At 45.6% G+C, this 23,721-nt stretch carries 20 protein-coding genes, 1 tRNA gene and 2 pseudogenes; 6 read left to right on the forward strand and 17 right to left on the reverse strand.

The features are described 5' to 3' along the window. Positions 1 to 5 precede the first annotated feature (5 nt). Positions 6 to 1,124, reverse strand: a complete 1,119-nt coding sequence (locus MHB80_RS20350; RefSeq protein ID WP_341283036.1) for an MFS transporter — start codon at positions 1,122 to 1,124, stop codon at positions 6 to 8. Between the two features lie 407 nt (positions 1,125 to 1,531). Here MHB80_RS20350 and MHB80_RS20355 point away from each other — a divergent pair, with 407 nt between their 5' ends. After that, the gene (locus MHB80_RS20355; protein WP_341278685.1) at positions 1,532 to 2,272 is read left to right on the forward strand and encodes an EcsC family protein; all 741 of its coding nucleotides are present in this window, start codon (positions 1,532 to 1,534) and stop codon (positions 2,270 to 2,272) included. Positions 2,273 to 2,441: 169 nt separating this feature from the next. Here MHB80_RS20355 and MHB80_RS20360 read toward each other — a convergent pair. Then, a pseudogene (locus MHB80_RS20360) lies at positions 2,442 to 2,726 on the reverse strand (AraC family transcriptional regulator); the annotation flags it as partial. Between the two features lie 229 nt (positions 2,727 to 2,955). On the opposite strand from MHB80_RS20360, the gene MHB80_RS20365 reads away from it, so the two are divergent. After that, complete coding sequence (locus MHB80_RS20365; RefSeq protein ID WP_341278686.1) at positions 2,956 to 3,807, forward strand: aldo/keto reductase; 852 nt, start codon at positions 2,956 to 2,958, stop codon at positions 3,805 to 3,807. 92 nt (positions 3,808 to 3,899) lie between these two features. On the opposite strand, the gene ppsA is transcribed toward MHB80_RS20365, so the two are convergent. The 8 genes from ppsA to MHB80_RS20405 form a co-directional block, all read right to left on the reverse strand. Then, the gene (ppsA, locus tag MHB80_RS20370) at positions 3,900 to 6,494 is read right to left on the reverse strand and encodes a phosphoenolpyruvate synthase (protein ID WP_341278687.1); all 2,595 of its coding nucleotides are present in this window, start codon (positions 6,492 to 6,494) and stop codon (positions 3,900 to 3,902) included. A gap of 53 nt (positions 6,495 to 6,547) precedes the next feature. Further along, a complete protein-coding gene (gene helD / locus MHB80_RS20375) occupies positions 6,548 to 8,959 on the reverse strand; it encodes an RNA polymerase recycling motor HelD (protein WP_341278688.1) in 2,412 nt (803 codons plus the stop codon). Positions 8,960 to 9,277: 318 nt separating this feature from the next. Further along, positions 9,278 to 9,484, reverse strand: coding sequence for a helix-turn-helix transcriptional regulator (locus tag MHB80_RS20380; protein ID WP_341278689.1), 207 nt, complete (start codon positions 9,482 to 9,484; stop codon positions 9,278 to 9,280). A gap of 10 nt (positions 9,485 to 9,494) precedes the next feature. Beyond that, a complete protein-coding gene (locus tag MHB80_RS20385; RefSeq protein ID WP_341278690.1) occupies positions 9,495 to 9,977 on the reverse strand; it encodes a DUF2975 domain-containing protein in 483 nt (160 codons plus the stop codon). 177 nt (positions 9,978 to 10,154) lie between these two features. Next, positions 10,155 to 10,622, reverse strand: coding sequence for a DMT family transporter (locus MHB80_RS20390; RefSeq protein ID WP_341278691.1), 468 nt, complete (start codon positions 10,620 to 10,622; stop codon positions 10,155 to 10,157). Next, on the reverse strand, positions 10,619 to 11,347 hold the full coding sequence (locus MHB80_RS20395; protein ID WP_341278692.1) for a cyclic nucleotide-binding domain-containing protein: 729 nt from the start codon (positions 11,345 to 11,347) through the stop codon (positions 10,619 to 10,621). Before MHB80_RS20395 ends, MHB80_RS20390 begins: the two co-directional genes overlap by 4 nt. Before the next feature lie 37 nt (positions 11,348 to 11,384). Continuing rightward, positions 11,385 to 11,810 carry a DMT family transporter gene (locus MHB80_RS20400; protein WP_341278693.1) on the reverse strand — a complete coding sequence of 142 codons (426 nt, stop codon included), beginning with the start codon at positions 11,808 to 11,810 and terminating at the stop codon, positions 11,385 to 11,387. A 109-nt stretch (positions 11,811 to 11,919) separates the two neighbouring features. Continuing rightward, positions 11,920 to 13,104, reverse strand: coding sequence for an FAD-dependent oxidoreductase (locus MHB80_RS20405; RefSeq protein WP_341278694.1), 1,185 nt, complete (start codon positions 13,102 to 13,104; stop codon positions 11,920 to 11,922). A gap of 243 nt (positions 13,105 to 13,347) precedes the next feature. On the opposite strand from MHB80_RS20405, the gene MHB80_RS20410 reads away from it, so the two are divergent. Then, positions 13,348 to 13,420, forward strand: a tRNA-Ala gene (locus MHB80_RS20410). Between the two features lie 661 nt (positions 13,421 to 14,081). Here MHB80_RS20410 and MHB80_RS20415 read toward each other — a convergent pair. From MHB80_RS20415 to MHB80_RS20430, 4 genes and pseudogenes are all read right to left on the reverse strand, one after another. Beyond that, the gene (locus MHB80_RS20415; RefSeq protein ID WP_056038557.1) at positions 14,082 to 14,540 is read right to left on the reverse strand and encodes a RidA family protein; all 459 of its coding nucleotides are present in this window, start codon (positions 14,538 to 14,540) and stop codon (positions 14,082 to 14,084) included. A 188-nt stretch (positions 14,541 to 14,728) separates the two neighbouring features. After that, positions 14,729 to 15,060: pseudogene (locus MHB80_RS20420) on the reverse strand (DMT family transporter); the annotation flags it as partial. Positions 15,061 to 15,198: 138 nt separating this feature from the next. Further along, entirely contained in the window at positions 15,199 to 16,125 is a 927-nt protein-coding gene (locus MHB80_RS20425; RefSeq protein WP_341278695.1) for a pyridoxamine 5'-phosphate oxidase family protein, read from the reverse strand. Continuing rightward, positions 16,110 to 16,547, reverse strand: a complete 438-nt coding sequence (locus MHB80_RS20430) for a VOC family protein (protein ID WP_341278696.1) — start codon at positions 16,545 to 16,547, stop codon at positions 16,110 to 16,112. The genes MHB80_RS20425 and MHB80_RS20430 overlap by 16 nt, the downstream gene beginning before the upstream one ends. A gap of 127 nt (positions 16,548 to 16,674) precedes the next feature. Between MHB80_RS20430 and MHB80_RS20435 the strand changes: the two genes are divergently transcribed. Further along, entirely contained in the window at positions 16,675 to 17,268 is a 594-nt protein-coding gene (locus tag MHB80_RS20435) for a CGNR zinc finger domain-containing protein (protein WP_341283037.1), read from the forward strand. A 752-nt stretch (positions 17,269 to 18,020) separates the two neighbouring features. Here MHB80_RS20435 and MHB80_RS20440 read toward each other — a convergent pair. Next, positions 18,021 to 18,878, reverse strand: coding sequence for a helix-turn-helix transcriptional regulator (locus tag MHB80_RS20440; protein WP_341278697.1), 858 nt, complete (start codon positions 18,876 to 18,878; stop codon positions 18,021 to 18,023). 265 nt (positions 18,879 to 19,143) lie between these two features. Here MHB80_RS20440 and MHB80_RS20445 point away from each other — a divergent pair, with 265 nt between their 5' ends. Beyond that, positions 19,144 to 20,121 (forward strand): aldo/keto reductase, encoded by a 978-nt coding sequence (locus tag MHB80_RS20445; RefSeq protein WP_341278698.1) that lies wholly within the window; start codon positions 19,144 to 19,146, stop codon positions 20,119 to 20,121. Between the two features lie 435 nt (positions 20,122 to 20,556). Here MHB80_RS20445 and MHB80_RS20450 read toward each other — a convergent pair whose 3' ends face one another. Then, positions 20,557 to 21,228 (reverse strand): TetR/AcrR family transcriptional regulator, encoded by a 672-nt coding sequence (locus MHB80_RS20450; RefSeq protein WP_341278699.1) that lies wholly within the window; start codon positions 21,226 to 21,228, stop codon positions 20,557 to 20,559. A 168-nt stretch (positions 21,229 to 21,396) separates the two neighbouring features. On the opposite strand from MHB80_RS20450, the gene MHB80_RS20455 reads away from it, so the two are divergent. Further along, positions 21,397 to 22,365, forward strand: coding sequence for an aldo/keto reductase (locus tag MHB80_RS20455; RefSeq protein WP_341283038.1), 969 nt, complete (start codon positions 21,397 to 21,399; stop codon positions 22,363 to 22,365). 303 nt (positions 22,366 to 22,668) lie between these two features. Here MHB80_RS20455 and MHB80_RS20460 read toward each other — a convergent pair whose 3' ends face one another. Continuing rightward, positions 22,669 to 23,685: an LLM class flavin-dependent oxidoreductase gene (locus tag MHB80_RS20460; protein WP_341278700.1), complete on the reverse strand. Its 1,017-nt coding sequence runs from the start codon at positions 23,683 to 23,685 to the stop codon at positions 22,669 to 22,671. Positions 23,686 to 23,721 lie beyond the last annotated feature (36 nt).

A 23,721-nucleotide genomic window follows, 5' to 3' on the forward strand; every position in this document is an offset into this window, starting at 1 on the left:
ACAGCTCAGCTTCTGTTTGCACGAAAACCATGCCCCTTGGCAAGCCACGCGAGAAGCAGAGCTACGATTACCAACAGGAACAGTACCCATGGAAAGGAAATCACACCAAGCGTTTCAAGCAAAATCGCACCGATTAATCCGCCCCCGCCAATCGCCAAATTCCAGGCCGTCACCAGCATCGATTGCGCCACATCTGCATGATCGCCAGCGGCTTCGGCCACCGCTGTCTGCAGCAGCGTCGCCGCCCCGCCAAAGGTCAACCCCCACAAAGCAATGGCTGAATAGACGAGCATAGGCTGGCTGCTGCCTATGCCCAGCAGGACGGATGCGACGGCGAAACCCGCGAGGCTTATGATGACCAAAGCCCGCTGCATGCGGTCAATTAACAGGCCAATGAATAAGATGCCCGCAACCGATGTCACTCCAAAAACCAGCAAAACGACATCTACGCGTTCCACAAGCCCGATCACAGCCAAAAAAGGTGCTATATACGTATAAAGAATGTTGTGTGCAAGCACCCAGGCCAGGACAACGGCTAAGACGGGCCTTACTCCTGGGATAATAAATACGTTGTAGAGGGAGCGTCTCTTGGCCGAAGCTTGTCCTGCAAAGTCCGGCATCTTCCACATGATCCATAAGATGAGCAGCACGGCAAGCAGCGACATCATTCCAAAAACAAACCGCCAGCCCGCAAACACACCAAGGAAAGTACCCGCAGGAACACCAAGTGCAAGCGCGATCGGTGCCCCAAGCATCGCTATAGCCATTGCGCGGCCCTTCAGTGCATCAGGCACCATCCGGCGAGCATAGCCAGCTGACATGCCCCATAATATGCCGGAGCTTACTCCCGCCATAAAACGGGCAATTATCGTCAGCCCATAACTGGAGGAAAACGCCGTTACGCTGTTGAACAACAGAAAACCGACCATACATAGCAGCAGCAGAGGACGCCTGCGCCAGCTGCTCGTAGCCGCAGTCAAAGGAATAGCAGTCAATAAGGTGCCCAGCGCGTAAACAGTGACTAGTTGACCCGCTAGCGCCTCTGAAATGTGCAGCCCCTCCCCAATTTGCGGCAGCAGGCCCGCGGGAATCGTCTCCGTCAAAATACATATAAACCCTGCCATAGCGAGCGCTAATAATGCGGCCCAAGGCAGACGATCAGATGCTGGAGCAATGGCTTCTGCACTGCGAGCAGAAGCATGATGATGCTTGTTCAATGTAAAACCACTCCCTAAATAAAATGTGAACTTGCCAGCAAAGCCATCCATCGTTTTGCTGCTTTAAGTTTACATAAATAGGAGCGTGGTTTACATGAGTTGAACAAGGCAAATAAGCCATTTTTCAATGGAATTGCATGTAGATGTTCATCTCTGCCGTTAATTTAAAAGTTTAATGCTTCCACAGTGGTAGACGAGCTAAGATTTAAGCGCATCCACGACTTTCGTCGGGCTCCGCCACCTGCTGCAGTCTGTTCCAAATCACGGCAACCTCCTGTACAATATAGCCAAGTCTGTTGTAGGAGCGAATGACAATGAATTACGAGCATAACGTGCACAAAGAAATCGCCGCTTGGGAGCGCCAGTTTTTCAAACCGCCCGGATGGCTGGAGAAAACATCAAAGACGATTGGAAAGCGAATTAACGACTTAATTCCACCCAAGGTGCACAACGTCATTACGGCCACTATAAAATCGATCGTGCGTACAGCGCTGTTCGGCGCGGAATATACGCCTAAGAGATCGGTGCTGCAAGGCCTTTCTCTAGAGCTCGCTGATCAAGAAGCGAAACAATTGTTTTCCTTATATCAAAAAATTGCGACCGCCGAAGGAGCAGGCACCGGAGCGGGTGGTATTGCGCTTAGCATTGTGGACTTCCCTGCGTTAATTGCAATCAAGATGAAATTTTTGTTTGAACTGGCACATGTCTATGGGTATGATACGAAGCAGTTTTCCGAGCGAGTTTTCATTCTTAAAGTATTCCAAATGGCATTCTCCGGAGCCGAGCAACGTGCCAAGCTGTTACACTCGATTAAACGCTGGGATACTGAAAAAGAATTGTTCTTCTCGGAAACCGAGTACTCCAAAAACATGGACTGGGAGACGTTCCAGAAGGAATACCGCGACTCCATCGACTTTCGGAAAATGCTGCAAATGGTGCCGGGGATTGGAGCAGTGGCGGGGGCTTGGGCGAATTACACCATTCTCGAGGAGCTAGGAGAAGCCGCAATGAACGCTTATCGGTTGCGAAGATTGAACGAGGGCTCATGGCTGTGATTTCTTTAAAGAGTCTGTGGAACGAAGAAATGCTCATGCAAGCGACATCAGCCAGTTTCTCAATTGTTAAAGGTTGATCATAATGTCGGATGATTTGGTCGATTGCCCCCTTGATGCGGTAGGTGTTGCTTCCTTCCAATGCAATTTGTGCCAGTGCAGTTCCATATTGCCCTTGAAGGAGTCTATAAATGATCTCTTTCTTATGAATAGGGGCAAGAAACGGAATATCTTGAGGGGAATCTAGCAATTGAACCAATCGCAGCACAGCATCCAATATAGAAGATTCGATCTGAGCGACAAACATAGCTCGTGAAGCATCAACCTTTAAATTCGCATGAATCTTGGCGTCTTTCAAAACCTCTAGAATTTCATTCTGGCTAAAATCAAGTTTTATGCTCAAATATGGAGCATCAGGTGATGCCTTAACAACCTGTCCGATCACTGGAAGGTTCATGGATGTTAAGTTTTAATTTGTTTTATTATACGTTATTAGTTTGCAAATAACGATTGGCAGTGAGAGGAATAGGCAACCATTTAAGATTATTTAGATATCAGCTATATGTTCAGAAATGCATAATAAAGTTATGCCGCAGAGTACTATGGTTAAATCTCCACTTATTTTTTCGGGAAAGATACAGCTGTATGAAATAGATGTCTAATTATAAAAAACTGGAGGGTTTTAAATGCAAAAGGTCATTTTGAACAATGGTGTTGAGATGCCTATATTGGGCTTTGGTGTATTTCAAATTGCAGATCAAACGGAGTGTGAACAAAGCGTTTATGATGCTATTACGGCAGGCTATCGACTGATTGATACAGCCGCCTCTTATTTAAATGAAGAAGCCGTTGGCAGAGCGATTAAACGGAGTGGCGTAGCAAGAGAGGAATTGTTTATTACTACAAAGCTTTGGGTTCAGGATGCTGGTTATGAACGTACAAAACGAGCTTTCGAAAAGTCACTGGAAAGATTGCAATTGGATTATTTGGACTTGTATTTAATTCATCAGCCATTTGGCGATGTGCATGGCTCATGGCGTGCGATGGAGGAATTAAATCGTGAAGGTAAAAGTAGGGCGATTGGCGTAAGCAATTTCCACCCGGACCGTCTGATCGATCTCATTATTCATAATGAAGTAGCTCCTGCCGTCAACCAGGTTGAAACGCACCCGTTCAACCAGCAAATCGAAAGTGCAGCATTCATGAAAGAGAACCATGTACAGATTCAATCCTGGGCCCCATTTGCTGAAGGAAAAAATAATCTGTTCCAAAATGAGGTATTGGTATCTATAGCTGAAAAATATAATAAATCCGTTGCTCAGGTGGTTTTACGTTGGTTGACACTAAGAGACGTTGTTGTGATTCCAAAGTCTGTTCGCAAAGAAAGATTGATCGAAAACTTCAACTGCTTTGATTTCGAATTAACACAAGAGGATATGGAAGCGATAAGTAGGTTGGATACGAAACAGAGCCTGTTCTTTTCACATCGCGATCCTGAGATGGTGAAATGGCTCGGCACCCGTAACCTTGATATTTAATGGATACGAACATGGGGGCTGCAGCAACGAACTAGCTGCAGCCTTTTTGCCATTCAATTAGCTTATTATCACAGTTGCTTTAATCTCAGCCATTACAATATTACGATATACCCTTCTGTTCCATGCACGCGAATTCGCTGCCCGTCCTTTATCAGTTTGGTAGCATTCTCCACGCCTACAACTGCTGGCAAGCCATATTCACGTGCGATAACTGCGCCATGAGTCATCAGTCCACCAACCTCGGTGACTAGTCCTTTAATGGATACAAACAATGGTGTCCACCCAGGATCGGTAAAGGCGGTGACTAATATATCTCCCTCTTCTAGAACAGCATCTTCCATTCGTAAGATGACACGCGCTCTCCCTTCAATCACTCCGGAAGAAACTGGCAGGCCTGCAATAGCTTCGGCTGGAAGATTTCCTCGTTCGTACTTGCCTGAAATGATTTCACCATCAGACGTAATCACACGTGGAGGAGTTAGTTTTTCATATAAGCGGTACTCGTCTTTTCGTTTGCTGATGATCGGGTAATCCAATTTATTGGTGCGTACGACATTGCGAAGCTCTTCAAAAGTGAGATAGTATACATCTTCTTTTTCTTGAATAACGCTCGCTTGTACGAGCTGTTCGGCTTCTTTCAGTAAAGCTTGCTTATATACGAAGTAGCGATTGATCATGCCGTATTTTGGATATTCACGATAGCCGATAAAATTTCGGATGAGACTGATCATTCTTTTTGTCTCTGTAGCTTTTCGTTCACCATCCGGCAATGGCTTCAATCGGTCTAATAACTCTTGTTCTTTTTCTAAAGCCTCCTGCCGCCCTTGCTCAAATTTCCGCTTGCCAGCATCAGGCTCAAAGTTTTTGATGTTACCCAAAATCATCGGGACAAGTGCAATTGGTTTTTCACTCCAACGCGTTGTAGTCATATCGATTTCCCCGGCACATCTCATTCCGTATTTATGGAGATAAGCATAGATAGCATCTCGCGTTTCCCGTCCTCCATTTAACTTAACGAGTTCATCCAAAAAGTTATCCTCTTTTACATGCTGTAAATAATCAATTACTTCTGGGTAAGGACGAATGACATCTGCGACATTCATTAGCTCCAGACCCATTTCCGAAGTAATATTGCCGGGCACCGATTGCGAAAGCGTGTCTGCTGCGTTTATTTCACCTAACCACTCGTTCATTTTTTCATTGATCCATGATGAAGCTTCCATAGCAGCCATAAACACACTCGAGCTTTTTGGATCAAATAAAATCTTCTTTAATTGCTGAAAATCTTCCAAAATAAAATCCATTAAATTCGATCCCGATTTTGTTTGGATATTTTGTTTTAACTCTTCTACCGATGTCTGATTACTCTTAATCAAATCAGAAACGATTGTAGGGTCATTCTCGAATTGTGCCAGCATATCGGTATGACTTCTGCCCAGAATCGGTGCTGTTTGATCATTTGGCAACAATTTTACAAAATCGCGCTCTATTAGGGTCATGAGTGCGCCTTTTATTAGCGGATCGGATCCCAAGGCATTTAATAAAGCTTCCCGGCCGACAGATGTAGCCATCCTAGGTGCAATATCAACAAACAATCTTCCACCAGCTGTACGCATGGGTGCAGGAGTCGTTAACAGATAAAAAGACAAGCCCAATGGTCTGATCGGATCGGTCATCATTTGTTGATGACCGACCGATACATAGACGTGTTTTTCTTGATCATTCGCTTCAGGTATCGGGTATAAAGTAGTAATTGGCCGGCTCTGGACAATATAGAAGGTATCCTGATCCAAGCACCATTCGATGTCCTGAGGACAGCCGAAATGTTGTTCGATCTTTCTTCCTATGCGTGCGAGTTGTAGAATTTGTTGTTCAGTAAGGGTTTGAGTCGTTTGCTGATCAGGATCAATCTGCTGTGTCTCTGTTCCGCCTTCTTTAAGTCCATAGATAGCTATTTTTTTGGTCGCTATCCTCTTATCGACGATTTCCTCTTCCTGTACTTGATAACAATCGGCGGATACCAAGCCAGAGACCAATGCTTCTCCAAGTCCAAAACCGGCATCAATGGATAGAAGCTTTCGATTGGAAGTAATCGGATCTGCGGTGAATAAAATGCCTGAAGCCAGTGGGAAAACCATCCTTTGAACGATAACAGATAAATACACTTGGCTGTGGTCAAATTCGTTTTGCATGCGGTAGATTACCGCACGATCTGTAAATAAGGAAGCCCAGCATTTGCTGATATGCTGCAAAATGGCTTCTTTGCCGATGATATTTAAATAGGTGTCATGCTGACCAGCAAAGGAGGCATGTGGCAAATCTTCTGCAGTCGCGCTAGAACGCACTGCATAAGCATGCCCATCACCAAACTGAGAGAGATAGTGAGTAACTGCTTGCACAACATCGGAAGGAATTTCGATTTCCATAATGATTTGCCGAATTTCCCTGCTGATTTCACCAATTTGATCTCGATCTTCTACCTTTAGCATGGCTAGTCGATTGAGCAAAGCATGATACGTTTCGTTTTGTTCGATGGCTTTTTGATACCCCACTGTTGTAACACAAAATCCTTCGGGTACTTGTATGCCTTCCATTTTTGATAATTCCCCTAAATTCAACCCTTTTCCGCCAACGGCCAACAGCTGCGTCTTTTCCATTTCCTGAAAACCCAGAACGAAAGAACTCATACTCTATCTCTCCTAACCATTCATTATATGGAGTAAAAAATGTGATAAGCGTTTCAAGCTTTCTCGTACAAATTCGCAGGCAATGCCTGAACGAACGGCGACCAATCGCCCGTCGTGTAAAGATGAAGCCGGTGCATGGCCCGCGTACAAGCCGTATAAAGAAGCTTGCGTTCGTTGTCCCGGCCGTAAGCTTCAGGCGAAGCATCGTAGACCAAAACTGCATCGAACTCGACACCCTTGGCGAGATACACAGGAATGACCATCACCGCTTTTTCAAAGCCTAGCGTCTCCTTCGTAATGAGCTGCAGAGCCTCGCATCCTTGAATCCGCAACGCTTCATGGGCCAACCGGCTTTCGGCTGTGGTCTTCGTAATGACGGCAATGGAATCGAAGCCTTCCGCCTTGAGCGCCGCAATGTCCGCCACAATTTGCGCAGCACGCTTCTCCCCGCTGCCGAGTGTCGTCAGGAGAGGCTTTTGACCTCCCCTTTCAAAAGGAGCAATCTCTTCTCCGCCCGGAAGCATCGATTTCGTAAATTCAACAATCTCCCTCGTTGAACGATAACTGCGTACAAGGCAGACAAGGCTTGTTTCGGCTTCGCCGAAAAGGCGGACCAGCGGCGAATCGGATGCAGCCAAGCTTGTAGCCTGCATGAAGATCGCTTGCCCGTAATCGCCTAGCACCGTCATCCGGGCACGGGGAAACAGCTTTTTTAAATATTCATATTGAAACATCGAATAATCCTGTCCTTCATCAACGAAGACATAGCGGATATCCGTGTTCGTCCGAACACCTTCGATCAGCTCTTTTACATACAAGTACGGAGTCGCATCCTCATGAAACAACTCGCTTCGAAGCAGCCTTTCCTTGGTTTGGCTGCATATTTCAGGCCATAGCGTGGGGATATCCGTCCCATTGGTTTGCTCCCGATAAGCCGCTTCATCAACAAACAATTGGGCGTATATGCCTTTGACATCTACAAACGAGAATTTTTTCACACTTTTCCTTAGCGGCTTAAAGCTTTCTTTCACGATTCTTCGGCGAAGCAGCTCTTCCTCCCTCAGCCCAAAGTTAAAGTCTCCTTCATCTTCCCGGCGCTTGTTGTTCATTTTCTCGCGAACCTGCGCAATTTGCTCCGTAAGGTCGAATACTTCCTTCTCCTTATGCAGCATTTCGAAAACTTCCGCGTAATGCTCGGTGTCTAGATAACTAAGCTCTTCCTGTACCCAAGGCGCTTGCCGTTCCATGCGTTCCAGCAAGGCCAGCTCATCGAGCAGCCATTCCTGCAAGAGTGCGACACGATTGATTAGCGGCAGAGAACGGTCATAACCGTAAAATTTTGCACTCATTCGCTCCGCGGTGATCAACTCGCGGTCCCGAATCCAAATACCGTTGAATCGCATGCCTTCCCTTCCCAACCACATTCCATAGTTCTGCAGGGCTTTCAGGAAAGCCTCGGAAGTTTTATATTCGATCCCCTGAAGACGAGCCTTATACCCCGGCGCTCCTTGTGAGGTCAGTACAAATTCGATCTGATCAAAGGCATCCTCCGGCCGCAACGAGGAACCAAGCCAATAGTCGAGATATTCTTGAAAAGTCGTCTGCTGCATATTCTCTTCACCTAGCTCCGGAAGGACGGTGGAGATATAACTGTTAAACATCGGATTCGGTGAGAAAAGCACGATTTGATCAGCCCTGATCGTCTGGCGGTGTTTGTACAGCAAGTACGCCACTCGCTGCAATGCCGCGGAAGTCTTACCGCTGCCGGCCGACCCCTGTACGATAAGCATCCGGCTTTTGTCATTGCGGATAATGGTGTTTTGCTCCTTCTGAATGGTTGCCACGATACTCTTCATTTGCGGGTCCGCAGCTTTACCGAGCACTTGCTGCAGCAATTCGTCTCCAATCGTTTCGCTTGTGTCAAACATGCTCTGAATTTGCCCATTTTGAATCTGAAACTGCCGTTTAAGCTCCATCGTCCCTTCGACTCGTCCGATTGGCGTGACATAAGATGCCCTTCCAGGGGAGTGGTCGTAGTACAAGCTTGCGATTGGCGTACGCCAGTCATAGACTAGGAAGGTTAATCCGTCATTGTCGACGAAGGAAGTTACGCCGATATAGATTTGTTCGCTGAGGCTCAGACCGTCCTCTTGAAAGTCGATGCGTCCAAAATAAGGAGACGGAAGCAGACGGTTCATGCTTTTCCATTGCTTCGTCAACAGCTTGTATCCGCGCTCCCGTTCGGCCAATAGCGCTGACTGCTGGTTAATCGTGTAGAAGGTCTCTTCGAAATCTTCATACGTGCTTGTATTGATCGTAACCTCCTCCCAAAATCGCTTCCGGATGTCCACAGCCTGATCGTGCAGACCAGCAACCTCTGGCTCCAGTTCATCGATTCTCGCCTGCAGCTTGTTTCTGACCTGTTCTATCCGCACCTGTTCCTGCTGCCAATCCTTCGTATCCATCTTTGGTGAACACACTCCTTTTTCCGTTTTTTGGGAATAAAAAGAGCATTGACAAATCGAATTTCCAGATGTAAAATTACAGTAGGGATAAAAATGAATACATACCTTGATTGAATTTGTCAATAACGCTATCGAGTATATCATAGTGTTATTTTGTGTTCAATCTTTTTTTCGTGCCCTTGGGTAATGCTGGACACAAACTGTTGTTTCAACGCAAAGCAGCCGATCATTTCGACCGGCTGCTTTCTTGTTCCCTTATGATTCAATTATCGTTTCCCTAACTGCAATTCAATTCATTATCCCTCTAAACTTTTAGCTTCAGTCGCTTTTATATTCTAAAATATCGCCAGGCTGACATTCTAAAGCCTTACAAATCCCCTCTAAAGTGGATAATCTTATCGCTTTTGCCTTTCCATTTTTCAATATAGAAAGGTTAGCCATCGTTATTCCAACCCTCTCCGATAGCTCTGTTACACTCATTTTCCTCTTAGCCAACATCACATCAATATTAATGATTATCCCCATGTTATTCACCTCAGACTGTCAAATCATTCTCTGATTTTATATCAATAGCCTCTTTCAAAAGCTTCTGGAGAACAGCAGCAAACACGGCGATCACCAAAGAGGCAAAAATCATGACCAATCCGATTACGATGATTCCTGGAGCATCGTCTTTCTCCGCTATCAGATAGAATAGCGGCATGCCTACCACATACAAGCTGCTGATCATGATTGCACAAATTTTTATGTTTTTTAAAACACGTACAGATAATTCCGAGAAAGCTTTATTGTGGTCAATATAACTTAAAAGTTTTAAAGCCTGATACAGGGCAAAGTAAAAAGGGATCGCTGCTGCATATAAATCGATGAAAACGAGATATTTCAAATAAGCATGATCTGGATATAACTCTGCTATAAAATTCGCAATTTCCGGCACCATAAATATACACAAAGCAAGAACTGGGATGCCCATCACAATAACCGCTGCCTTTAAAAAGAGTGTTGTTCCTCGTTCCATAAAAAGCCCCTCACTTAAGATTAAATTTAATTCGACTTTAACACAATATTTATCGTTTTACAATAAAAATTTAATTCTAATTAATATATTATTATTGTTTTATACGCACAGATTTTCAAACGAAAAAAGAGCATTCCTCTTTGCAGAGAACTGCTCTCTCAAAAATACCGTTGGAGACTAAGCCGCCTCAGACACTTCCTGCCGCTCACGCCTGCCGCCAAATTTCAATACAAAAATACCACCGATAATGACCAGCACGCCAAGCAGCTTGTTGATTGTAAACGGTACCTGGGCAAGCCCCATCCAGCCAAGCGAATCCCATAATAGAGCAAATAAAACCTCAGAAGTCATAACAATGGCAATCGTTATTGTCGGACTAAGCCGCTTCATTGCCTGCATCAGGCTCATGACAACCCCAACCCCGATTAAACCGCTGAACCAAAACCAAGTCTGCATATCCTGCCATGCAAACAGCTGCCTCCCTTCCGAAATAAATCCAATGGTCAAAGAGGCCAGAAATCCGAGTCCCAATACGAGCGTCGTGGTTGCCCACGTTCCAGCCCGTTCATTTACCTTGCTGTTAAAAATCGCTTGTATGCTGACGAGCGCGCCCGCCATAAGCGAAAACAATATGCCTGTCATCATTGGCCCTGCTCTCCCTTCTTATCCGTTAATGTATAATTATGATGATTGGCCCGTTTGCTTAAGGCATCCTTATTTTTAATAACAATCCATTGCTTCGTACGCTCGACGAGGCCTTCCTCACAAAACTGCCGTATGACCCGGTTTAGGTGCCGATAGCTTGTGCCAATCAAATTCGCGACATCCTTCAAATTGTCCGTGCTGAGCTCCCCTTTAAACTGCTCATCGGATTCGTCGTAGGAAACCGACAGCAAATAGCTTGCCAGGCGTACATCCACAGGCTGCATGACATTCAAGCTCATGGAATTAGATTTAAAATAAAACTTCCGCGTAATTTTCTCCAATAAAAATCGCAGCAGCGGCGCATAATCCTTCCCATGCTTATCTAGCCAGCGATGCTGAATCCCTATCATAATTACGGGAGATACGGCCTCTACTGTATTGAGAAACTCCGTGCCGCGAATATATTCCACATCGCCAATGACCTCAAGCGGCGTCTTAAAAGAAATAATGAGCGTCTTTCCCTCCGGCGAGTTCGTGTATACTTTAATTTTCCCCTTCACCAGCACATACATATGCTGAGGCGTTTCCCCTTGACCGCATATGAGCTCCTCTTGTTCAAAGTTGTACAAGGTTAAATAAGAACGCAGCGGCTCATTAAATACAGACTCCAGCTGGTGCAGCTGCAAATAATGACCGAGCAGCTCGCGGTCTTTGATTTCAATCATTTCCCCACTTCTTTCATAGCGTAGCTCGCTTTCGGCATCAGCCTTTTAATAAAAACACACCGCTTATCATCATGCCAATGCCGATCAATTGCGCCCCATTTATTTTTTGCTTCTTCAAGCCAAAAAAGCCATTCGTCTCAATTATAAAGGTCATGCCGAGCTGGGCGATCAGCAGCATCGATACCATCAGCGTTACGCCAATCTGTTGAATGGCCGTTACATTACTGAAAATAATAATAGCTGCAAAAGAGCCTCCTGCCAAATATAAAGGCTTTACCTGTCGAAATTCACGCCATTTTCCAGCACCTACGCACATTAAAATAATAAAGGCCACGAAAAAGCCTGTAAATTGGGTAAGTGTTGCGGCTTGCCACGTTCCTATGCTTCCGCTAATTCTGGTATTTGCTATTCCCTGCAGCGTAATACATGCCCCTCCTAATATCGCAAACAAAATCCCTTTCATGCTCGCTCTCCCCGTCCTTTTCATTTCCTTAATTAAACGGCAGAACGCTGTATATTGGAAAGGACATATGTCCCAAAAAAGATAATAGTCTCTTTATAACTTAACGGAATTACTTAATGGAGCTGGCTATATTCCATGTAAATTGTTTAATTCGGTACGCCATTTTCCCAGTAATCATTATATCCATTCCCCATTTGTGCACCCATGTTAATCCCCTTTCTGGTCCTAGTCCGATGCTGAAGCTATCTATATAGCCTGTATGCCTTGGAGCCGTCTTCCCTTCAAGATCAGCTGCTATCACCTTGCCAAGTCTAGCCGCTTGCGGAATGGCCTCCTTGCAGGTCAGGCCGTCTGAACGTCCCGTCTCCGGATCGATCACTTTTGCGCAATCCCCAATACTGTATATACCACTGGCAGCCTTAACCCGATAGCTTGCATCTATTTTGACAAACCCGCCCTCTGTTATCGGTAAGCCCAGCTGTCTTAAAGCCGGGTTTGGCATAAGTCCTAATGTCCAAATGAGCAAGCCAGCGGGCAGCTCTTCACCACTGGACAAATGTAGGCGCCCGGCTGCTTCCAACAGCACTCGGCTTCTATGAACGACTGTTACTCCGTTATCCGTTAGCAGCTGCTCTAATTTCGAGGCCACTTTGCCTGGCCCATCCAAAAATAATCTTTCATGCGCATTAAACAAGCGAATGTGTACTTGATTCGGCTCCAATCCCAGCTGCTTTGCATCTGCCCTAACATAATGGGCTAATTCGGCCGCTGTTTCAATGCCGCTTATGCCAGCTCCCGCTACAGCAATCGTCATAAGGCGCTCTCGCTCGGCCGGATTGGCTTCGATAGCAGCCTGCTGTAAATTAGCTCGCCATGCTGTCCGAATGTTCTTCGCATGTTCCAAAGTAGCAAGCGGCAATCCGCCTTTTTCCTCGTCATGCTGCCGAATGATGCTGCCAATAGCTACTACCAGCACATCGTAATATATCGTCTGCTCTTCCCCATTCCCATTGCGCAGCAGCAGTTTTTTTTCTGCCTTTTTAACCTCTGTGACGGTTGCCTCAATATGCTCCACACCTTCTGGGAACATTTCGGCAAGAGGTATGCAAATATTTTCATCTGTTACCGCTGGCTTAAAAAGGATGACCTTGCGCAAGTGATAGCTATTTTTGTCAATTAATACAAATCGGATAGACTGGCTTCTTTTACCGTTAATTAAATTTTTGCGTAATTCCTTCATCGCATGAATACCAGCATATCCCGCTCCAATTACGATACAGGTCAATGTTTCCATTACAACCACTCCCTTAAGTTCATTTGGTTATTTGTCTGTATAACGATAAGAGAGTGTTTTTTGTGACAATGCCTTACTTTCTTTCGAAATAAAATTTGATGCAGGTTTTTCGTATTGCTGAAAACCAAGAATTAAGAGGAGATTGAGATTTGCTTTAGTAGCACCGGGCTTTTCTGTTATAATTTATTCCCAACCATCTTGCGCGGAGTGACTGTTCTATGTATAATAATAAAAGTGTCACTCGGGGCCTTAGCTCAGCTGGGAGAGCGCATCGCTGGCAGCGATGAGGTCAGGGGTTCGATCCCCCTAGGCTCCATATAAAAGAAACGCCATCACATTTTTCATGTGGTGGCATTTCTTTTATATGGAGAGCCAGGGGGCGAACCCCGGGGTTCAGTCCGCGCGCACGAAGCGAATGCGGAGGAGCACGGCGTCTGAATCTACCTCTAAAAGTCCTCGCCGAATACGCTTCGTCAGCCCTTTAATCAAAGATTCGGACATCCCATGATGGATTGGCGAGGTAAGCGAGGCAAATCCCCCTAGGCTCCATATAAAAGAAGCGCCATCACATTTTTCATGTGGTGGCGTTTCTTTTATATGGAGAGCCAGGGGGCGAACCCCGGGGTTCAGTCCGCGCGCACGAAGCGAATGCGGAGGAGCACGGCGTCTGAATCTACCTCTAAAAGTCCTCACCGAATACGCTTCTTCAGCCCTTTAATCAAAGACTCGGACATCCCAGGATGGATTGGCGAGGTAGACAAGGCAAATCCCCCTAGGCTCCATAAAGAAAAAAGCCTTTAAACACAAGGATTTTGGTCGTACCCCATGCCCATCAAGCTAAGAACCTTAGTTTGGAATCAAGTGAGGAATTCTTCTATTTTCATGGCTTTGTTAAATTCTAATATTGATATTTTACCATAAGAAAACCGCCTTAACTGAACAGGCGGTTTATTGAACTCCCGTCTTAAAACACCTTTCTATTCATCAACTTCAAATATTGAGTCAATTATGATTGGAAGATTGTCTCTAACGGAAACAGCTCCAAACACTGAACGTGCATGAATGCCCTTATCTCCGAACACGTCCAGCATAAGATCAGTACAACCATTTAACACTTTATGATGTTCTTCAAACTTAGCGTCGGCATTAACAAAACCCTGAATTTTAACCACCCTTTTCACATGCTCCAGCGAGTTTAAAGCTGATTTCAGTACAGCTAAAATTTCAATCCCAGTTTGTCGTGCAAACTGATAACCTTCTTCTGTAGTATAGTCCTGACCTAACTTACCTTTCGGGTTTCCAGTGGGCCCTTTACCTGATACGAACAATAACCCGTTTACTTTTACGAAGTTTGCATACTTAGCTGCTGGTTCGCTTGCACTTGGTAAAACGATTCCTAACACTTCTAATCTGCTTGCTATTGTTTGTTCAGTCATTCAAATACTTCCCCTCTTCGGAATGGAAAAATTATACTATAACGTGAGCGGCGGGACTAAGAATAGGCTGCATGCCGGTTTTAACCAGGATTGTCTCACTTTATATTCAATCTACAACTTAATTTTCTTCGAACAGGAGCAGCTGCCACGAAGTCTGCTCTCTGGTTATTCAACTCGCTTTATCCTTCCTATTCATGCGAATGCTTTTTGCCGAATGCAGTCCAGTTCACAAGAAATATTCCGATGCCAATGCAAAATCCCCCTAAATAAACATACGTATGTATAGTCTCGTTATGGATGTGATGAACCCCGAGAGTACACCAAAGAACGGGGCTAAGAACAGATAGGCGCTTGTTTTCCCAGGATCGCCATGACTTAGCAAGTAATACCATGCTGCAAATTGCACAATGGAACCCATAATGGCCAAGTACAATACAACCGACACAGAAGTTAGATTGAACGTAAGCTGCGGCGTTTCCATAACGGCACTCAGCAATAACAGAAGGAGACCGCCGAATAACTGACTGACATAAGTACAAAATTGAGGCATCGGTTACTTGATATGAACTATTTAGAGGAACAAGGAAAAGATTATGTGTTAAGCGTGGAAGGTAAGGCGACGCTGCAGAATTGGGGTGTGAAAGTTCATGCCGATCAACTAGGATTCCACAACTACGCTCGGATTAGCAGGGGAGTACTGTACGGTTCTCCAGCTTAGAGACATCGCATGACTCGTAATAATTCCCCGTTCCAGATGAAATCGGATGATCCGCTGGGCATCCTGGAACCAGTGGGCGAATGGAGTCACATCCCATAGAATCTCGACCGTTCCCGTCAATTGAATAAGGCTGCCCGAGTCAAAATCCATGAATAACAGCCCTGCCTGCGGGTAACAGACTGCATTCCCAAGCGTATTAAACATCGCATTGCCGCTGTAATCCGGAAACACCAACGTCCGGTCATCCTCGGCTCTTACGAATCCCGGCATACCCCCGCGGTGGGATACATCCGTACCATACTGAAGATGTTGAGTTGCAATGAAGAAGGTATCCGCTTTATTCACCAGGGTCACCACTTCTTCAGAGAGCGTCTCCAGTGCCTGAGCTACCAGTTCAACGCTCGGTCCTTCTCTTAGGGTCCATTCACGCGCTTGGATGTACTTCGGACAGTTGGAGTAGACTTGCTCTGCCCTAACTTGAAACCCGTTCGGTTGGATCTCCCCAATTCGGCCATTCAAGCGCATGCGGCGCCGGGTGGCGAAGTCGACTGCAATGGCTGCGATCGGATTGGAGGGGTACAGGCAGAGTGAGATGGGGTCCTGAGAATTAGGAACACCGTTAATAATGGCATGCTGAGAGTCTTCTACCTTGATGAATCCGGGGGTTCCGAACCATACGGAAGCCCAAACTGCCCCATCGTCATCTGCTGCGCCAAGTATCAGAAAAGGCTGGCTTTCGAGGAACGTCTTCGCCGCTAGCGGAATCTCACTGTAAATGTTATTTTTGCGTGCTGCGATGTCCCTTACACCCGCCCGTTCCTGAACCTGAATTTCGCCCGGATGATAGTGCATCAGAAGAAACCACAAGCTTTCCCTTCCGTCGCCGTGTGCGCGTGGCAGCCCACACCCAGCAGCGCATAAATCTCCAACCGGATCCCGTCCGGATCTTCGAAGAAGATCCCGCCGGAGTCTCCGCCCTCCGTATGAGCAACCATCCCATCATAGATGAAGGGAACTCCGTTCGCTCTCAATTTTTCCTCATATCCTTTAATGGTATCAACCGAATCCACTTCAAAGGCCAGATGATGCAGACCCGGCAGCCGTGGGGAGAAGCTTCCTTCACTTTGCTGCCATAAGGTGACCAGATTCTTCTGATCATCGCCAAGCAGTGCGAATTTTCTTCCGGGTTCCTCCGATAGATTCCGCAGTGTAAAGCCCAATACCTCCGTATAGAATCGAACCGATCTTTCTATTTCCGATACATTCAAACCAATGTGTCCCAATCTCATTTTCCATATCCCCTAACCACCAAAAATATCTTACAGGCATTACAATACACAATATTATATAACTTGTAAATAGCTATTTTAGCGGTTAGAATTAAAACAGGAGCACAGAGAAGGAGTTGGATCAACCATAGATAAGCCCGCATTTGTTTTTGTAGGCAATCACTTTACAACTGATTTTGTGAACACCCGCAAGAATGTCAAAGGAATCCAGACAGAGCTCATCGAGTCTTGGGGTCATCTGATGAGCTGGCTGGAGCAGGCCGACAGACGGAAATGGGTGATAAGTGATCGAGAGGAGCTTACCCCTGACGAGCAGGACACCATCATTCAAAAGATCCTGATCATTCGCAGCCGGATTGAACAGGCATTTACCCAAATCATTCAGGAACAATCCATTCCGGCCTCGATCGTCACTTTTCTCAATCAAGAGTTGGCGCGTTACCGCAGTTATTATCAAATCGAGGCAGGCGATCAGGAACGTCCATTCACCACTGTCAGAAACTACGAGATCACGCAGCTGCCCGCCTTGTTCCTGGAAGAGGCCTGCCTCTTCTTCACGACATTCAAACTGGCTAATCTCAAGAAGTGTGAGAATCATGCCTGCATCCTGTTCTTCTACGATAGCAGCCGCAATCAGCAGCGCCGCTGGTGCAGCATGGACAAGTGCGGGAATCGCGTCAAAGTAAATCAGCACTACCACCGCAAGAAAAACCAGGAATAAAAAAAGAGGGGATGACTTAAAAGTAGAAGAACCTACTTCCAAGACATCCCCTCTTCACCGTTACAATCCGTAAATTCCCTCCGCAGCTTCTGGACCGAAGATTCGCCGTCTTTACCGAGCTTCATACAAATAGAATGGTATTCCTTTTTGCATGTCGGAGTCTCAAGGAACGTTAGCCAAACTTCTAATGTGATGGGGACTACCCCCATCCATTCAGATAGGAGTACCGCCACATGCCCATCAAGCTAAAATCTTCGACTACCCTAAAACGAAAAAAGCTATCCTTTATTTAAGAAAAATAGCTTTTTTTCGTTTTGGGGGTGTATTAATTTCTTAGCTGGATGGCTATGTGGTCGTACCCCTGAAATCGCCCGATCTCTAAGCATGAAAGGCTGTCCTTTTACGTCAACTGGTTCAATAAGCATCGGATTCACGGAACACTGGAATACATGACACCTGTTCAGTATCGACATGCAGCCCTTAAAAAAGCTGTCTGATTTACTGTTGATAATCCAATCATCCAACGGGGTATTGTTTTCCTTCGTCAGTTTCGCGTTGAGCATTCCTAGCACTAATAAAGCACTTTACGCACTAAAGCCCTTGTTCTGTTGCATGAAGTAACAAAACAAGGGCTTGATTAAATTAACTTTCATTGCAAGCAGCAACGGAATGAAGTGCATGGCACCTGAAGCATTTCTCTGATGTATGCTGAAGTTTTATGAACAATCCATACTTCAACGAGGTACTCCCATTTACAATTCCTTTGTTTCAGTTTCGTACGTAGATGAAGCAAGATGATTGAGCTTCTCCAACGTATTTCCCAGTGGAAGTGGGGTGTATAGCAAAATTTTCAGCTCAGGGAACTCAGCGATCAATAACGTTGTTTGTCTCAGGAACAAACTTCCTACAACAGGATGGTTCAGCTCTTTGTTGCCATGAGTGATCTGGATATCGTGCAAAGCCCACCATTCCCGAAACTCCAAGCTGGCTTCGCTTAAGTCGTGTATAAACTGGCTAAACCACGGGTCATCTGCGTATTGGTCGCTGGTCGCTCGAAACAAGGCTTGACCGTTTTTTGCTTCTCTTTCCCAGTTTATAAGCAGCATACGCTGTGATGGATTGGTAAAAACATACCATATTAAGTTGATATCCCTCTCAGAACGTTTTGAATAATCACCAAACACCCGGTTCGCCAAAGAGTTCCACCCAACAATATTCCATTTGTAATCAACAGCATACGCCGGACAGGTATCCCAAGAATCCAATACGCTTTGAAGCAGGTTATCATACTCCAATGACTGTTGAGTTAAATGCTGAATCGTAACCGTGTCCAACGCCAAATCAAACAGATGCCTTCTTTCCATCCAATCCAATCGCAGCGCTCTAGCGATGCTCTCCAGCACTTGCGTCGAGACATTTATATCACGCCCCTGCTCCAGCCACGTATACCAAGAAACGCTAACTCCGGCAACTTGCGCCAACTCTTCTCTTCTTAACCCTGACGTCCTTCGTCTTGTCCCTATCGTAAACCCGTGTTCCGAAGGATCCAGACGTTCTCTGCGCGTCCTTAAAAAGTCTCCCAATTCCGAACGCCGACTGTTCGCACTCATTTAATCCACTCCCACTATTTATTAATAAATTCTCTTGAAAGTCGATGGCTCTAGCCACGTGGGTTTCTTTCGCAAAGTCTGTTCCAAACACTAACGTTTTTTTGGAAATTAAACAGGAATGGCCCCTTATAAGGTAAGGATGTCCCTATAACCTGGTGTTACTGCACCTATGATAACTAAACTCATCGTTACCCAATTGTATCTGTGGCATAATCTTAGCACAGGTGGCTAAGTACAATTCAATCATATAGGAGAGATGATAAACATGAAATATCGGAAATTAGGGAAAAACGGACCGGAAATCTCTGTGATCGGTTTTGGAACTTGGGCTATTGGCGGCGGAGACTGGGTATTCTCATGGGGCGAACAAAACGATCAATTGTCGCAAAATAGTATTCGTGCTGCGCTTGATGCTGGCATTAACTTTTTTGATACGGCTGCTGTTTACGGAATGGGTCATTCAGAAGAAGTGCTTGGTAAGGCGCTTAAAGACAGTCGCGACAAAGCCATCATCGCTACTAAGTTTGGATTAGTCTGGGACGGTAAAAACAATATAACCCGCAACGGAACATACGGTTCGATCATTCGCGAAGCGGAAGATTCCTTGCGCCGTCTCGGCACCGATTATATCGATTTGTACCAAATGCACTGGCCCGATACTGACGTTAAAGCACCTCTTGAAGAAACACTGCGAGCCATGGAGAAGTTGGTTCAGGATGGCAAAATACGTTATGTAGGAGTCAGCAACTTCCCCATCGCACTTCTTGATGAGGCTTTGGCGGTCAGACATATTGATTCCCTGCAACCGCCTTACTCCATACTTGCTCATCAGGTGGAGTCCGATCTTCTGCCGTATTGCATAGCTAAAGGAATCGGTGTACTGGCTTATAGTCCGCTTGCATCGGGCCTTCTCTCGGGCAATTATACTTTCGACTCTCGCTTCGATGAGCAGGATTGGCGATCGAAATCCCCTTCCCATACCGGGGAAAGTTTCATGCAAAATATCGCTATTGTCGAACAAATCCAAGACGTAGCCGAACAACTCGGCATCACAGTTTCCCAATTAGCTATTGCTTATGTTCTGGAGAATCCTGCCTTAACGAGTGCTCTTATTGGGGTACGTAAGCCCGAGCATATTTTGAATGCTTTGGCCGCTGCCGAAGTAACACTGGATGAATCTGTGCTTACAGAGATAAGAAGTATTGCCAAAAGCGCCCGAATCGTAATGCCTATCAACGAATAGTGTATTCAAAATAAACAACAGAATTCATCAGTGTCGGGCTATTGCCACTTATCTCGCAGGATATGCATATCTCGATAGCTACAGCCGGATAAACCGTTTCCTTACACGCTCTTGGGGTAACTTTAGGGGCACCAATTCTTTGACATCCCATTTAGCTCGTAAATCAAGCACTGGTTTTAGCTTTGAGCCAAAAATATTGTATAATATCTTTCGACTTTGGGGTGTGTAATATTCCTATGTGGTAGACCGCATCGCTGGCAACGATGCGGTCAGGGGTACAGTCCGCGCACACGGAGCGAATGCGGAGGAGCACGGCGTCTGAATCTACCTCTAAAAATCCTCACCGAATACGCTTCTTCAGCCCTTTAATCAAAGATTCGGACATCCCCTGATGGATTGGCGAGGTAAACGAGGCAAATCCCCCTAGGCTCTTCCCTATTGCCTCGATAATTTTTGAACCATCTGATTCAAAAATAAATCCATCTCCGAACTATTTTCTAAGTTAATGAATTCCGATTTCAGGATTTGGTGCCTCATGACTTCGTAATAATCGGACAATGCCTGCTTCAGCGACAAATGATGGAGCATCAGCAGCTTGGGATCAATCATTTTCCTGAGCATCGTGTCCATTTGAATGAGGAGGATCACCGGATTCAAGTGCTGAAACACATCATTTTTCATCCCCCTGTCAAAAAACTCCCTCACCTGCTCATTGCGCATCTCAACCTCACTTGAAAGCGTCTCGTACAAGTCGGGATAGATGCTGCCTAACTCCTGCAAGAAAATATCGGACAAGTACACCGCCATCAGCAAAGACTGCTGAAACACTTTATCAAAGGATTTGACATAGGAGTTGTTATCGGTGAGTGGCCAAGCCTGCACCATTTCCGAAATATATTCCACGTAACGACCTACAACCGCTTCAATGATCTCATCCTTGGAAGCAAAATACTTATACATGGTCGCCTTGCTGATGTCCATATATTTAGCTGCATCATCCATCTTCAGCGTAGAAAATCCATTTTTTTGAATCACAGGTATAATCTTTATAATAAGCTTTTGGATGGTTTTATTTCTCTTCTCCAATGCCTGGGATTTCGTATCCATGGGGTAAAGCCTCCTATTTCTTCATGCCTAAAATTATAACTCAATTGTTCAAAAAGTTGAACTTTTTGTACTTATTAAACTTTTAACGACTTTTTAGTTTACTTTTTAGCATTGTTCGTGATATTGTTATTTTCATGAAATGCAAAATTAAAAGGAGGCTTGAACACGATGGAAACTTTGCCCTTGGGTAACCAAGGATTGCAAGTATCCCGTTTGGGATTAGGATGTATGGGAATGTCCGAATTTTATGGAGAAACGGATGATTCTGAGTCTTTAAACACGTTGAATCACGCTCTGGGGTTGGGCATTACGTTTTTTGATACAGCGGATATTTACGGTTATGACGAGGACGGCATCGGGGTAAATGAAAAGCTGGTTGGTAAAGGATTAAGAGCACACCGTCATTCCGTCCAGATCGCAACAAAATTCGGATTGCTACGCAATAAAACACAGAACTTAGGATACAATGGAAAGCCGCAATATGTAAAAGAAGCCTGTGAAGCCAGCTTGCAGCGTTTAGGCACAGACTATATCGATCTGTATTACTTGCATAGGGCCGATCCTGATGTTCCAATTACAGAGACGGTTGGAGCCATGGCTGAGCTCGTAAAAGAAGGAAAAGTCCGCTATTTGGGCCTTTCAGAAGTAACCCCCCAACAATTGGCCGATGCTCACGCTGTCTTTCCCATTTCAGCCGTTCAAACCGAATATTCCTTATGGTCCAGAGAGCCTGAGCTTGGTCTATTGCATGCTTGCAGAGAGCTTGGGATCGGTTTTGTACCCTATAGTCCGCTTGGAAGAGGTTTTTTGACCGGCACTCTCTCAAGTCGAAGCCAACTGGCACAGGATGACTGGCGCATGTATAATCCCCGCTTTTCGGAAGAGGCCTTCGAACAGAACAGCAATATCGTCCATGGAATACAACTGCTCGCCCAGCAAAAAGAAGTGACACCAGCCCAAATCGCGCTGGCATGGGTAACTGCCCAAGGAAACGATATCGTTCCGATTCCGGGTACAAAGAGAGTGAAGTATTTGCAACAAAATGCAGCCGCTTTATCCATCCGCTTAACACCTGAAGAGCTATCCCGATTGAATGCAATTGCCCCTGCTGGCAGTACCTTCGGAAGCCGTTATTAAGCATTAATAAATAGAGGAACTCACATTTATAAATGCTTACCCAAGAAAATCGGGTGAGTGCATTGACGTATCCCATTCCAGCGTAATGAATGGAAGGTTATCGATGCGGGAAAACGTTATCCGCAAATTAATGAATACCCCGCATCTCGAGAAGAGAGCGGGGTATTTCAGCTTAGAGATCGGATGAAGCAGCCCTAACAATCTGCATAATATCAAGCTGGCCTCTTCGATACTGTGAGTTTATAAGCACAGTTATAATTATAAAGCGTGATTTTTCCTAGTCATTATAAGGACTGACCCGAGTTATTTCGCATCTGGCTGCATAACTTGGGCAAGCAGTTCAAACGACCGGAGGCGCGACTGATGATCATACAACTGGGAGGTCGTCATCAGCTCATTAGCCCTCGTCTGCTTGACAATTGAATCGAGCTTTGTCTTGACCGTATCAGGGCTGCCGATTGCGGAATACCGCATCATTTTATCACGAACCGTCACCTTCTCCTGCTCTGTCCAAAGCTCGTTCATATCGTCTACAGGCGGCATTAATTTGCTGTCACGTCCGCGTATCAAATTAAGCATCTGCTGCTCTTGTGACGTGAAGAGCCTTTTTGCTTCCTCATCGGTATCGGCAACAACCACATTCACACTGACTATTACATACGGACTGTCAAGTTCCTTCGACGGAAGGAAGCTGCGATGATACAGCTCAAGAGCCGGCAGTAAATAGTCTGGGGCAAAATGGCTGGCGAACACAAATGGCAGCCCCAGCTTGCCCGCCAGCTCTGCGCTGAATCCACTTGATCCCAGCAGCCAGATCGGGATATCCAAATCCACTCCCGGATATGCTTTCACACCTGGCACTGCTCCGTTCAGCGCTGGATTAAAATAAGAACGAAGTTCATGCAATAGCTCTGGAAATTGGCTTCCATCACTGTGCAGTCCTCTTCGGAGTGCCCTAACCGCAGGCTGGTCCGATCCCGAAGCTCGACCAAGCCCCAGATCAATTCGCCCCGGAAAGAGCGATTCCAAAGTTCCGAACTGCTCCGCAACCGCAAGCGGTGCATGATTAGGCAGCATGATGCCGCCTGAACCTACTCGAATTTTGTTCGTATGCGAGGCTATATGGCCGATAATAAGTGAAGTAGCCGAGCTGGCAATCCCCTGCATATTGTGATGCTCGGTAACCCAGTAGCGTCGATAACCCCATTGCTCCGCATGCACAGCAAGATCAACAGCTTCGCGGAAGGAACGGGCAGCCGTTCCTCCTTCAATAACAAGTGTATAATCTAATATGGATAATGCTACATCCTGAATAGCCATGTGTATACAAGCCTCCTTCTGATTTAGCAAAACGTT

Origin of the sequence: Paenibacillus sp. FSL H8-0537 (genome assembly GCF_038051995.1) — a bacterium.
Taxonomy (GTDB): domain Bacteria; phylum Bacillota; class Bacilli; order Paenibacillales; family Paenibacillaceae; genus Pristimantibacillus.

Excerpts from the sequence above, each read along its gene's own strand:
- MHB80_RS20350 (WP_341283036.1), bottom strand. The coding sequence starts at position 1,124 with ATGGCAGGGTTTATATGTATTTTGACGGAGACGATTCCCGCGGGCCTG.
- MHB80_RS20355 (WP_341278685.1), top strand. The coding sequence starts at position 1,532 with ATGAATTACGAGCATAACGTGCACAAAGAAATCGCCGCTTGGGAGCGC.
- MHB80_RS20365 (WP_341278686.1), top strand. The coding sequence starts at position 2,956 with ATGCAAAAGGTCATTTTGAACAATGGTGTTGAGATGCCTATATTGGGC.
- ppsA (WP_341278687.1), bottom strand. The coding sequence starts at position 6,494 with ATGAGTTCTTTCGTTCTGGGTTTTCAGGAAATGGAAAAGACGCAGCTG.
- helD (WP_341278688.1), bottom strand. The coding sequence starts at position 8,959 with ATGGATACGAAGGATTGGCAGCAGGAACAGGTGCGGATAGAACAGGTC.
- MHB80_RS20380 (WP_341278689.1), bottom strand. The coding sequence starts at position 9,484 with ATGGGGATAATCATTAATATTGATGTGATGTTGGCTAAGAGGAAAATG.
- MHB80_RS20385 (WP_341278690.1), bottom strand. The coding sequence starts at position 9,977 with ATGGAACGAGGAACAACACTCTTTTTAAAGGCAGCGGTTATTGTGATG.
- MHB80_RS20390 (WP_341278691.1), bottom strand. The coding sequence starts at position 10,622 with ATGATGACAGGCATATTGTTTTCGCTTATGGCGGGCGCGCTCGTCAGC.
- MHB80_RS20395 (WP_341278692.1), bottom strand. The coding sequence starts at position 11,347 with ATGATTGAAATCAAAGACCGCGAGCTGCTCGGTCATTATTTGCAGCTG.
- MHB80_RS20400 (WP_341278693.1), bottom strand. The coding sequence starts at position 11,810 with ATGAAAGGGATTTTGTTTGCGATATTAGGAGGGGCATGTATTACGCTG.
- MHB80_RS20405 (WP_341278694.1), bottom strand. The coding sequence starts at position 13,104 with ATGGAAACATTGACCTGTATCGTAATTGGAGCGGGATATGCTGGTATT.
- MHB80_RS20415 (WP_056038557.1), bottom strand. The coding sequence starts at position 14,540 with ATGACTGAACAAACAATAGCAAGCAGATTAGAAGTGTTAGGAATCGTT.
- MHB80_RS20430 (WP_341278696.1), bottom strand. The coding sequence starts at position 16,547 with ATGAGATTGGGACACATTGGTTTGAATGTATCGGAAATAGAAAGATCG.
- MHB80_RS20440 (WP_341278697.1), bottom strand. The coding sequence starts at position 18,878 with ATGAGTGCGAACAGTCGGCGTTCGGAATTGGGAGACTTTTTAAGGACG.
- MHB80_RS20445 (WP_341278698.1), top strand. The coding sequence starts at position 19,144 with ATGAAATATCGGAAATTAGGGAAAAACGGACCGGAAATCTCTGTGATC.
- MHB80_RS20450 (WP_341278699.1), bottom strand. The coding sequence starts at position 21,228 with ATGGATACGAAATCCCAGGCATTGGAGAAGAGAAATAAAACCATCCAA.
- MHB80_RS20455 (WP_341283038.1), top strand. The coding sequence starts at position 21,397 with ATGGAAACTTTGCCCTTGGGTAACCAAGGATTGCAAGTATCCCGTTTG.
- MHB80_RS20460 (WP_341278700.1), bottom strand. The coding sequence starts at position 23,685 with ATGGCTATTCAGGATGTAGCATTATCCATATTAGATTATACACTTGTT.